At 70.7% G+C, this 11713-nt stretch carries 8 protein-coding genes; 4 read left to right on the top strand and 4 right to left on the bottom strand.

All coding sequences use genetic code 11. The features are described from left to right. The first annotated feature begins 3 nt into the window (after positions 1-3). Both DN771_RS24475 and DN771_RS24470 read left to right on the top strand, forming a co-directional pair. Entirely contained in the window at positions 4-921 is a 918-nt protein-coding gene (locus DN771_RS24475) for a haloalkane dehalogenase (protein ID WP_117000197.1), read from the top strand. Positions 922-962: 41 nt separating this feature from the next. Continuing rightward, positions 963-1565: a YqgE/AlgH family protein gene (locus DN771_RS24470; RefSeq protein ID WP_117000196.1), complete on the top strand. Its 603-nt coding sequence runs from the start codon at positions 963-965 to the stop codon at positions 1563-1565. Between the two features lie 21 nt (positions 1566-1586). Here the strand turns inward: DN771_RS24470 and pheT are convergent, their stop codons facing one another. Together pheT and pheS are read right to left on the bottom strand one after the other, a co-directional pair. Beyond that, complete coding sequence (pheT, locus tag DN771_RS24465) at positions 1587-3962, bottom strand: phenylalanine--tRNA ligase subunit beta (RefSeq protein ID WP_117000195.1); 2376 nt, start codon at positions 3960-3962, stop codon at positions 1587-1589. A gap of 27 nt (positions 3963-3989) precedes the next feature. Beyond that, the gene (gene pheS / locus DN771_RS24460) at positions 3990-5009 is read right to left on the bottom strand and encodes a phenylalanine--tRNA ligase subunit alpha (protein WP_117000194.1); all 1020 of its coding nucleotides are present in this window, start codon (positions 5007-5009) and stop codon (positions 3990-3992) included. A 354-nt stretch (positions 5010-5363) separates the two neighbouring features. Between pheS and DN771_RS24455 the strand changes: the two genes are divergently transcribed. After that, positions 5364-6941 carry a 13E12 repeat family protein gene (locus DN771_RS24455; RefSeq protein WP_117000193.1) on the top strand — a complete coding sequence of 526 codons (1578 nt, stop codon included), beginning with the start codon at positions 5364-5366 and terminating at the stop codon, positions 6939-6941. Between the two features lie 184 nt (positions 6942-7125). Further along, complete coding sequence (locus DN771_RS24450; protein WP_117000192.1) at positions 7126-7779, top strand: hypothetical protein; 654 nt, start codon at positions 7126-7128, stop codon at positions 7777-7779. Between the two features lie 444 nt (positions 7780-8223). Here DN771_RS24450 and DN771_RS24445 read toward each other — a convergent pair whose 3' ends face one another. Then, positions 8224-9807 carry a glycosyltransferase family 39 protein gene (locus tag DN771_RS24445; protein ID WP_162942371.1) on the bottom strand — a complete coding sequence of 528 codons (1584 nt, stop codon included), beginning with the start codon at positions 9805-9807 and terminating at the stop codon, positions 8224-8226. Next, positions 9804-11687 carry an acyltransferase family protein gene (locus DN771_RS24440; RefSeq protein WP_117000190.1) on the bottom strand — a complete coding sequence of 628 codons (1884 nt, stop codon included), beginning with the start codon at positions 11685-11687 and terminating at the stop codon, positions 9804-9806. The genes DN771_RS24445 and DN771_RS24440 overlap by 4 nt, the downstream gene beginning before the upstream one ends. Positions 11688-11713: the final 26 nt, after the last annotated feature.

Here is an 11713-nt window from a genome sequence, read left to right as displayed (position 1 = left end):
CCGATGGACATCCTGCGCACCCCCGACGACCGCTTCGAGGGGCTCGACGGCTTCCCGTTCGCGCCGCACTACGCCGAGATCCCCGACGGTGACGGCGGCACGCTGCGCGTCCACTACCTCGACGAGGGTCCGGCGGAGGCGTCACCCGTCCTGCTGATGCACGGCGAACCGTCGTGGAGCTACCTCTACCGCCACATGATCGGGCCGCTGGTCGTAGCCGGTCACCGGGTCATCGCCCCCGATCTGGTGGGCTTCGGCCGGAGCGACAAGCCGGTGGCGACCACCGACTACAGCTACGCCCACCACGTCGACTGGATGTCGGCCGTCGTGTTCGATGCCCTCGACCTCCACGACATCACGTTCTTCGGCCAGGACTGGGGCGGCCTGGTCGGCCTGCGGTTGGTCGCCGCCGAGCCCGAGCGGTTCGCCCGCGTCGCCGTCGGCAACACCGGGCTCCCCACGGGGGACGGCCGGCCCAGCGAGGCGTTCCTCGCCTGGCAGCGGTTCTCGCAGGAGACGAAGGACTTCCCCGTCGGTGCGATCGTCAACGGCGGCTGCGTCACCGACCTGCCGCCCGAGGTCATCGCCGCGTACGACGCGCCGTTTCCCGACGACTCGTACAAGGCGGGAGCACGGATCTTCCCGTCGCTCGTGCCCACCAGCCCCGACGACCCGGCGGCGGAGGCCAACAAGCGTGCCTGGCAGGTGCTGGCGACGTTCGAGCGGCCCTTCCTCACATGCTTCAGCGACAGCGACCCCATCACCAAGGGCGGCGCCGCGCCTTTCCTGGCCCGGGTGCCCGGCACCAACGGTCAGGCCCACACGACGATCACGGGCGCGGGACACTTCCTGCAGGAGGACAACGGGCGGCAACTCGCCGAGGTCCTGGCCGCGTTCATCGCCGCCACCCCGTCGGGGTGAGATGCGCCGACGGTCCGATCTCATCGCCCTAGCATGAGGTCGTGGTTCCAGGGACCTCGATCGCGAAGGGGCGGCTGCTCGTGGCGACGCCCGTGCTCGACGACCCGAACTTCGCCCGCACGGTCGTCTACATCGTCGAACACCACGACGACGGGGCGCTCGGGCTCGTCCTCAACCGGCCGAGCTACGAACAGCTCGACGATCCCCTCGACCGGTGGGTCGACGTCCAGTCGTCGCCGCCGCGGGTGTTCTCCGGCGGGCCGGTCGAACCCGACGCCCTGATCGCCCTGGCCCGCACGAAGCAGCCGGCGGTCCCCCCCGACCCCACCACCGACGCCGACGAGGACGACGAGGACACCTACCTCGCCCCGCTGTCGGGCACCATCGCCTCGGCCGACCTGGCCGCCGATCCGGCCCTGGTGGCCGGCAGCATCGACGGCCTGCGCGTGTTCCGCGGCTACGCCGGCTGGTCGCCGGGTCAGCTCGAGATGGAGATCGGGACCGGTTCGTGGCTGGTCGTCGACTCGGTGGAGTCCGACATCTTCACCGACGAACCCGACGAGCTCTGGCGTGTCGTTCTGCGCCGGCAGCCGGGCCGCCTCGGCTGGCTCGCCGAGGCCCCCGACGATCTGTCCTGGAACTGATCGCCGGGGCCGGCGGTCCGCTCACGCCCGCAGCGTGGCGCCGAGCTTGGCCGTGGCCGTCGTGACCGACTTGACCACCGTGGCGACGTCGTCGTCGGTCAGCGTGCGGTCGGCCGCTTGCAGTCGCAACCGGTACGCCAGGCTTCGCGAGCCGTCGGCGACGCCCGCGCCACGGTAGACGTCGAACAGCTCCAGGCCCACGAGCAACGAGCCCGCACCCTGCCGGATCGCCTTGTCGACCTTCTCCGCAGGCACGTCCTCGGGAACCACGAAGGCCAGGTCGAGGTCGCTCGAGGGGTGACGGCTGGTGGGCTTCCACCGGGCGGCCTTGGGCTCGGCGGCGAGGACCCTGGTGAGGTCGAGCTCGAGAACGGCGACCCGTTCGGTGATGTCGAACGCCTCCAGCACCTCCGGCGCGATCTCCCCGACGGCGCCGACGCGGTCGCGGCCGGCGATCAGGGTGGCCGAACGGGTTGCGTGCATGCCGGCGGGCACGGACGACTGGTCGATCCGCGCCCCGATCCCCATCGCCGACGCGATCTCACGCCAGGCCGCCATCGCCGCCGGAGCCTCCTGGCCGGCGAGCACGACAGCGAGCTCCTCGCGCTCGTCGGGCAGCTCCGCGATGTTCGGTGGGGTCCCGGGCGGGTAGATGTGGCCGATCTCGAACAGGGCCACGCCCGGGCGGCGGTGCGACTCGTTGAACGCCACGGCGGCGAGCAGGCCGGGCCGCAGGGACGTGCGCAGCACGTTCTCGTCGGCGACCAGCGGATTGGTGATGTGCAACGCCTCGGCCGGCAGCCCGGCGGCGGCGAGATCGCCGGCCGAGAGGAACGGCGACGGCATCACCTCCGACAACCCGAGACCGATGAGCACGCCACGCAGCTGGCGCCGCCGCTGCTGCACGGGGGTCAGGTGTCCGTGGTTGGGCGACAGCGGGACCTGGGTGGGCACGCGGTCGTAGCCGTAGTGGCGGGCGATCTCCTCGATCACGTCGATCTCGGCGGCGCTGTCGGGCCGCCACGTCGGCAGCGTCACCGACAGCTCGTCGCCGTCGACGGCGGTCACGGTGTAACCGATCGGCGCGAGCAGGTCGGCGATCTCGGCGGCCGTCAGGGACACGCCGATGATGCGGTTGGCCTGGCTGACCCTCGTGACGCACGAGCGATCGGCCGACGGCAACGACTCGGCCCGGGCATCGACGCCGCCTGCGTGGACGACGAGGGCGGGGCAGGTCTCGGCCAGCAGCTCGGCGAAGCGGGCGATCGCCGTGTCGATCGAGTACGGGTCGACTCCCCGCTCGAAGCGGGCGGAGGCATCGCTGCGCAGCCCGGTGCGGCTGACGGTCGATGCCACACCGATCGGCTCGAACCAGGCGATCTCGAGGGCGACGGTGTCGGTGGTGTCGGCGATCTCCGTGTTGGCCCCGCCCATGATCCCGGCGAGACCGATCGGCGAGTCGGCGCCGTCGCAGATCAGCAGGTCGTCGGCGGTGAGCACGCGGTCGACGTCGTCGAGGGTGACGAGGTGCTCGCCGTCGGCCGCCCGACGGACGCGGATCGCGCCACCACCGAGGGTGGCGAGGTCGTAGGCGTGGTTGGGCTGGTTCAGCTCGAGCATCACGTAGTTGCTCACGTCGACGACGTTGTTGATCGGACGCTGACCGACGGCGCGCAGGCGGGCAGCCATCCACGGCGCGCTGGGTCCGACCACCACACCCGACAGCACCGTGGACGTGAACCGCCCGCAGCGGTCGCCGTCGACGATGTCGACCGGCACGCTGCGGGCGTCGCCGGTCACGGAGAGCGTCGGCGCCGGCGGGCGGAACTCGAGCCCGAGATGGGCGGCGAGGTCGCGCGCCACGCCGACGTGGCCGTAGGCGTCGGGGCGGTTGCGGGTCACGTCGATGTCGAGCACGACGTCGGCCACCAGACCGACGACGTCGCCGTACGGCACGCCGACCGGGCTGTCGGGCGGCAGCACGAGGATGCCCGAGTGGTCGGTGCCGAGCCCGAGCTCGCGAGCCGAGCACAGCATCCCGTCGGAGTCGATGCCGAGGATGCCGCGCGAGCCGATGGTGCGGCCGTCGGGCATCTCGGTGCCGAGCGTGGCGAGCGGCACGACGTCGCCGGCGCCGAAGTTGGACGCCCCGCACCACACGTGGCGCACCGCCTCGTCACTCGTGCCGTCGCCGGCGTCGACCCAGACCCGTTGCACCTTGGCGGCCTCGGGATGGGACTCGGTGCGCAGCACCCGGGCCGTGATCACGCCAGCGACGCCGCCGACGTGCTCGACGTCCTCGACGGGGAGCCCGAGGCGCGACAGGGCATCGGACACGGCCTCGACGTCGCTCGGGAAGTCGGCGTACTCCTGCAACCAGTTGAGTGAGATCTTCATTCGTCGCCTCCTTTCAGGCCTTGTCGGTCAGAACTGCTCGGCGAAGCGGATGTCGCCGGTGAACATCTCGCGGAGGTCGTCGATCTGGTGCCGCTCGCGAGCCATGCGGTCGATGCCGAAGCCGAAGGCGAACCCGCTCCACTCCTCGGGATCGATCCCACCGGCGCGCAGCACGTTGGGATGCACCATCCCGCAACCGCCCAGCTCCAGCCACTCCCCCGACGGGGTGCGGATGTCGAACTCGGCCGACGGCTCGGTGAACGGGAAGTAGCTGGGCCGCAGGCGCGAGGAGAAGCCGGGTCCGAAGAACGCCTTGGTGAACGCCTCGATCGTGCCGGCGAGGTGTCCGAGGTTGATGTCCCGGTCGATGACCAGACCCTCGATCTGGTGGAAGACCGGCATGTGCGTCGCGTCGGGCGTGTCGCGGCGGAACACCCGGCCGGGTGCGACGAGGTAGAGCGGCGGCTCGCCGGCGAGCATCGCCCGGATCTGCACGGGCGACGTGTGCGTGCGCAGGACGGTGGTGCCTGGCGGGGCGCCGGCGTGATCGACGAACAGGGTGTCGAACTCGTTGCGAGCCGGGTGCGTCGCCGGCATGTTCAGCGCCTCGAAGTTGTGCCAGTCGGTCTCCACCTCGGGCCCTTCGGCGACCACGAAGCCGAGGCCGATGAAGACGTCTTCGAGTCGCTCCCATGCCTGCGTCACGACGTGGGCGTGGCCGCGGCGGGGGGTGACGACGTACTCGGTGAGGTCGAGGCGCTCGGCGGCGACCCGGGCCTCGCGCTCGGTGACGGCCAACGCGCCGCGGCGCTCGGCGAGAGCATCGGCGACCGCTCGCTGCGCCTCGTTCAACAGCCGCCCGATGGCTTTGCGGTCCTCGATCGACTCCACCGATCCGAGCCCCGACTTCAGCATGGCGAGTGCCCCCCGCTTGCCGAGCAACTCGGCGTCGAGGCGGGCGATGTCGTCGAGGGTCTGCGCGGCGCCGATGCTCGCCAGCGCGGCGTCGCGGGCCGCGCCGATGTCAGCGCTGGTGGGAGTGGTCACGGTCGTTCCTTTCGTCGCGTCGTCGTATTCAGGCGGCCCTGCAGCGGGCCCTACTAGCCGTCCCGGGTGAAGCCGGGGCGGCTACCGAAATCGGTGCGGCGAAAACGTCCACGTCACGGGCACCAGGCTAGCAGCGTGCGCACGCCGCGGGCCGTTCCGGTTCCCGGCGGCGGCCCGGAGGGCGGGAGCGGGGCGATGCCGCGAGGGATCGGATGGCTGCCCTTGGTCAACCAGTGATCGAATAGCATTTTATTATGTTCTGGTGGCTCCTTCAAAGGCATTCGTGGCTCTCTATTTCGGTAAAAACGTACATTTGTCCTTGCTCCTGACCAGACCATCGAGTAGTGTCGGACCATGGAAGAGGACCCGAACAGCACGTCGTGGCTGGATGCCCGCGTCGATGCGCAACGGGTGCTTCGCGACGAGGTCGCCGACCTGGCATCTCAGATCGACGACGCCACGGCGAGCCTGCACAAGCTGCTGGCCGACCACGTCGAGGGCAGCTCCCTGCGCGAGCTGTCCGCCCTGCTGGCCGCCGCCCATCGCGGCCGGGCCACCCTCGAAACCGCCGTCGCCGTCGTGGCGTCGCACTGTGATCGCCTCCAGCAATTCTCCTTCGACGGCCACGCTTGCGTGCGTTCGTGGGTGGCCGCGGTCTGCCACACCACCCACGACGACGCGACCCGCATCGCCGGCCTCGCCGAACTGTTCGCGTTGATCCCCCGCGCCGAGCAACTCGTCAAGGACGGCACCCTCGGCATCGAACAGGCCCGCGAGATCGTCCGGCTCGTGCGCAACCGGCGGATCAGCAACGACGGCATCGTCGCCTCGTTCGACTCGATCGTCGACGCCGCCAACGACGTCACCGCCGACCAGTTCCATGCCTTCATCACCGACCTGCGGGACCGCCTCGACGCCGACGGCGCCCAACGCCGCCACGACACCGCCGCCTTCCACCGCCATGCTCACGTGTCCACCGTCGGCGAGGCCACCTACGTCGACGCGATGCTGCCGGTGCTCGAGGGCGAGTTCGTCAAGGAAGTGCTCGAAGCGTTCAAGCAGGCCGAGTACCTCGCCGACATCGACGCCGTCCGTGCCCGACGAGCCCCCGACGATCACCGCGACCTCGACCAGGGCGATCTTCCCCGATCCGCATCGCAGCGGTCCGGTGACGCCCTCGTCGCCGTGTTCCGCGCCGCCGCCAACGCTCCGCTCGGCGGCAAGCCAGTCGAGGTCGAACTCGTGGTGGTCATCGACCAACCGTCCTTCGAACAACAGCTGCTCGACCTCGTCGACCCGTTCCACGAAAAGCGCCTCGCACTCACCCGCGTCCTCAACGCGCTCGACCAGGCCGCCCCACCACGCGACCACTGCGCCGGCGTCACGCTGGGCCGAACCGAGGGCTGCGGCGAGACCGACGGCAACTACACCGTCGACCACGCCGTCGATCGCCAGCCGTTCGCCGGAGTCGGCGGGCGCCAAGGTGGCACCGGCGACGCCATCGACCGCTTCGCCCAGCAGACCCGCCCGCTGAGCCGTCTCACGACGGGACCATCGGCCCCGGCTGATGCGGCGGTCGTCGCCCTGCTCTTCGGCCACGTCCGCCGGGTCGTCGTCGGAGCCGACAGCGTTATCATCGACGCCGGCCGCCGACGACGATGTTTCACCGACAGCGCCAAACAGGTCGCTGTCACCCAGTCGCTGCTCGACGGCTACCGAGGGCGATGTACGTGGCCGGGCTGCCGGAGTCGCCACCTGCAGACCGACCACGCGACCGAATGGGACGACCTCGGCACCACCTCACCGGGGAACGCCGACCGATTGTGCGCCTTCCACAATCTCGTCAAGACCGGCCGCGGTTTCACCGCCCGCCGAACCACCCACGGCTGGACCTTCTGCCGCCCTGACGGCACCGCCATCACGACTCCCTGACGTCGCGTCGACGCGCCCGCCCCAACGGCGGGCGCGTCGACGCGTCGCGGGTGACGAGAGTGTCGGCGTCGTACCGGGAGGCGGGGACCGGGGATCACGATGTGAGGTCGGACTTCACGCAGCAGGGGGTGTGGTCGATCACGGCCATGTCCGACCCGCGATCAGCACAGCACGGGGAGCAATCATGACCATCAACCACATCCCCACGCCGACAACCGCTCAGCGTCGAACCGGCCGGACCTCCGTCCTCGCAGGCATCGGCGCCGTCGCTCTAGCGGCCGCCGCGATCGCCGGGCTGTCGACCGCCTCGGCCGCTGGCACCACCGGCAGCGAAGTTCTCGACACGCTCGAAGTCGACATCGCCGAGGACGGCACACGGTTCGTCATCGATGAGGCCCCGGTGTTCGACGACGGGTTCCCGGCCCATGGCAACGCGTTCATCACCCAGGGTTACATCTACCCGGCGGGCACCCTGACCGGCAGCAACGGGGTCAACCCCGACGGCAGCGCCGAGTTCCCCGGCGAAGTGATCGGCGAGTGGAGCTGCACGGGCTACTTCATCGGCGACGGCGCCCACGCCACCGAGGGAGCGTGGGTGTACACCACCCAGCTGTTCGCCTTCGGCGACAATCCCGGCAACGGTGCCGAGACCATCGTCGTCACCGGCTACGAAGGCGCCGAGGTCGGCGCCATCGTCACCGGAGCGATCACCGGCGGCTCAGGGAGCTACGCCAGCGCGATCGGTGACGCCAACCAGGAACTCCTCGGGATCAACAATCCCGATCTGCCCACGATGGGCATCAACAAGACCGTCGAGCTCAACATCGAGCAGCGGTAGCGACACACCGACAGGGGTGCTGGTCTCTGCCGGCACCCCTGTGATGGCGCCGCAACAGCACTCGTACGCGCCGCGAAGGCGACGACAGCGAAGGAATTCACCAATGGACGCACCCACCACCCCGTTCTTGCTACAGCTCCTGGCCGAGGCCCGACTCGAAGACTTGCGACGCATCGCCGGACACTCCCGGCGCCGACGCACGTTGCCACACCGACCACGCCGACCGCACCGCGGCTGATCGATCACCTCACAAGAGACACATCGAACCGAAGACATGACCAAGACACAGTCGATCGGTGTTCGGCGCGCCGCGTCGGTACCCAACGACGGTTCCCGTCCTCGTTCTGGACGTGACCGGCCATGTTCACGACGAGCCGGTCTTGCCCGATCCGGCGCCTCACCGAGCTGTTCTTGTCAGACGAGGCACGGGTGCACTCACTCAGATCACGACTCGGCGATGTTCCCGCAACCAAGGGCTGCGGCCAGGCTGTCCGACGGTCGGTTGCCGGACAGCGACGAATCGAGGGGGAGGACGCGGCGCACCTCGACGTCGAACTCGTCGCTGGAGAACGTCTTCATCACGCACGTGCCGGCGAGCAGATCGACGTAGGCGGAGTGCTCGACGGGATACCGATCGGCGTCGGCGTAGCGATTGCGCACCTCGTCGACCGTGACGAGGTAGCCCACCTGCTCGTCGCGATACCACCGCGGGGTGGGGTCGATGGCGCGCAGCACTCCGCGCACGACGAGCGGCTCGGGCGGCAGCCACGGCCCGTACGACTCGACGACGATCTGGGCCCCCGGCGGCACGACCTCGAGGATGTAGTTGCGCGCCGCCGTCCACGGGTCCTCCTCGACGCGTACGAGCGTGCGGACGGTGAGCGCGGCGGGGAGCAAGAAGGCCAGGCCCGAGGCCACGGCAACGGCCCGCCGGCTGTCGGCGGCGATGTGGGCGACGCCGACGACGACGGCCACGGCGGCGAGCGCGGCCAGCCCACCCGACAGCACCAACATGTTGCGGTCGAAGCGAGTGACGTACGTGGCGAGCACGCCGATGTAGGCGACGGCGGCGATGGTGACCGGTGCGGTCCGCAACCGGAACCGGCGATCGAGCGCGATGACGACGGGGACGGCGAGGAGCGCCGGACCGACCATCCGCCCGATCGTCGCCAGGTAGTACCAGGCGGCGCCGCCCTCGTACCCGGGATGACCGTTGCGGTAGTGGCCCTGCTCGCGGCGGAACCAGAACCAGTAGGTGTCGATGTCGATGATCGTCTGCGGGCTCGTGAGGGCGAAGGCGACCACCGCCGCTACCCCGGCCGCGCCGAGCAGCGCGGCGGCGCGGCGTAGCGGCGGCCGCTGGACGGCCACTGCGACGGCGATGCCGACCGAGACCAACACGGCGTTGAACTTGCTGGCGGCGGCGAGCCCCACCATCGCGCCGGCGACGACGGCTCGGCGCAGGGAGAGCCGCTCGGCGAGGAAAACGGCGGCGAGCAGCGCGGCGGTCGAGAAGGCCCCGGCGAACGGGTCCGGTGTCACGGTCGCGCCGAGGCGGACGTCGAGTGGGTTGACGGCGACGAGTGCGGCAGCGAGCAGGGCCGCCGCGGTGCGTCCCGACATCCTGCGGGCGAGGGCCGCCGCCAAGAGGATGTTGACGCAGCTGGCCAGCAGGGTCACGACCCGCATGACCACGATGGCGCCGGTGTTCACCGATCGCGTCGCTCCAGGCGACGAGAACTCGATGGGTGTGTCGGCGTCGCCGATCGTGGCGTCCCACAGCGTCAGCGCCGCGGCCTCGACGTTGAACATCAGCGCCGGGTAGCTGTACACGGTCGTGTCGGTGGTGCGTTGCTCCACCATGGCGGCGACGGCGATGATGCTGCGGCTCTCGTCGGGATTGTGGGTGAAGGGCAGCTGGGCGACCATCGGGGCGACACGCAGCAGGGCACCGACCAGCACGACGGCGAGCACCCAGGGGCCCCCGACGGCCCGCAGGCGGCGCCACACGCCGCTCGGCGCCGTCATCGGTCGGGGTCCGCGCCGACGGCGGCCGCGATGACCGGTTCGAGCCGGGTCCACAGCTCGATGCTCGCCTCCGGGGTCAGGTGGGCACCGTCGGGCCGGCGCTCGACGATGTTGTGGGTGAGGTCGGCGCCGTCGCACAGCCAGTTGCGATAGTCGCTCACCACCGCGGCGTCGTCGGCGCCGGCCAGCACGGCGGCGAGCTCGGCGTTGACGGCGTCGATCCGTTCGGCGTCGTGCTCCTCGCCGGCGGTGTCGGCCGCCGCCCACGTGAAGCACGGCACCTCCAACCAGCGGATCGGTGCGTCGGTGACGGCGCGGATCTCGTCGACGGCCGCCGCAACACCGGCACCGAACGCACGGCGCCAGTCGTCGGTGCCGACCTCCAGGCGTTCGCCGCCGTCGTCGAGATCGAACAACTGGCGCAGCCCGAACGAGACGAGTACGACGTCGGGGTCGGTGGCCGCGAGGCCGGTCCCCCAGTCATCGCTGCGCCCGGCGCAGGCGTCCGACGAGCCGAACGTCGCAGCGCCGGTGTAGATCACGTCACCCACCACGTCGCACTGAGCGTGGAACACGGTGGAGACCCGGTAGGGCAGGTCCGTCGGGACGTTGCCGCCGATCACCCACGCGCTCGAGTCGCCGAGCAGCAGCACCTCGGGCAGACCCCGTGTGGGTTCGTTCGAAACGGCCGGGCCGTCGGCGCCGCCGATGAGGACGCCGCTGGTGTCGGCCGACGACGTCGCCGCCCCGTCGCCGATCGTGGTGACGGCAACGATGGCGAACGTGGCGGCGACCGCCGACGTGACGACGGCCGCTGGGTGCGACACACGGACCCGGCCGGAGTGGATCGGGTGCTCGACGAATCGGAACGTCAGCTCGGTCAGGGTGAGGGCGACGGCGACCCGGAGCACGTCGAGCCAGAACGGACTCAGCTCGACGTGGGGCGGCGAGAGGTAGACGATCACCGGCCAGTGCCACAGGTAGAACGAGTACGTCCGCACCCCGAAGCGCGTCAGCCACCGATTGGCGAGGACCGCCCGCACGGGTCCGGTGCTCATCACCGTGCAGGCGTAGACGAGCGCGACGGCCACCCCCGAGATCAGCACGAACCCGCCCCTCGTGTACACCCACCGGGTGCGCTCGTCGAGGGTCAAGGCGAGCGTGGCCCACGCGGCGAGGGCGCCGACGCCGATCGCCGTCGCCGCCGCCGGTCCGGGACGGCGGCGCACGCCACCAGGCCCGATGGCCACGGCGAGCATGCAACCGGCGATCAGTGCCTGGGCGCGCGTGTCGGTGCCGAAGTAGGCGCGCGACGGATCGCCACCACCTCGGGAGATCACGGCCATCCACACGGCCGACGCCACCAACAGGACGCCGAGGATGGCGAGCATCCGCCGTGGTCGCAGGCCGGTCAGGCGGGCGATCACGATGAACAGCAGCGGCCACACGACGTAGAACTGCTCCTCGACCGCCAGCGACCAGGTGTGCAGGAGGGGCGACTCCTGGAACGAGGCGAAGTACGACCGGTCGGTGACGACGAGGTTCCAGTTCGCCACGTAGAGCAGCGTCGACAACGCCTCCCGGCGCAGCGTGCCGAACGTGCTGACACCGCCCCGCACCCACGCCCACACCATCACGGCCGACAGGATCACGAGCAGCGCCGGCCCGAGGCGGCGGAAGCGGCGGACGTAGAAGCGACGCAGGCTGATCGCCCCGGTCCGGTGATGTTCGCCGACGAGCAGCGACGTGATGAGGAATCCGGACAGGGCGAAGAACACGTCCATGGCGACCCATCCGCCGGGCAGCTTGGTGATGCCGTCGAGGTGGTAGCCGAGGACGAGCAGCATCGCCACGCCGCGCAGGCCGTCGAGCGCGGGCACCCGCGCCGGGCTCGGCGACGGAGGGC

Source organism: Desertimonas flava (assembly GCF_003426815.1).
Classification (GTDB): domain Bacteria; phylum Actinomycetota; class Acidimicrobiia; order Acidimicrobiales; family Ilumatobacteraceae; genus Desertimonas; species Desertimonas flava.
The sequence above is the reverse complement of the archived record's forward strand: the minus strand, read 5'-3'. Positions and strand labels throughout refer to the sequence as shown.

Excerpts from the sequence above, each read along its gene's own strand:
- DN771_RS24455 (WP_117000193.1), top strand. The coding sequence starts at position 5,364 with ATGGAAGAGGACCCGAACAGCACGTCGTGGCTGGATGCCCGCGTCGAT.
- DN771_RS24450 (WP_117000192.1), top strand. The coding sequence starts at position 7,126 with ATGACCATCAACCACATCCCCACGCCGACAACCGCTCAGCGTCGAACC.
- pheT (WP_117000195.1), bottom strand. The coding sequence starts at position 3,962 with ATGAAGATCTCACTCAACTGGTTGCAGGAGTACGCCGACTTCCCGAGC.
- DN771_RS24475 (WP_117000197.1), top strand. The coding sequence starts at position 4 with ATGGACATCCTGCGCACCCCCGACGACCGCTTCGAGGGGCTCGACGGC.
- DN771_RS24445 (WP_162942371.1), bottom strand. The coding sequence starts at position 9,807 with ATGACGGCGCCGAGCGGCGTGTGGCGCCGCCTGCGGGCCGTCGGGGGC.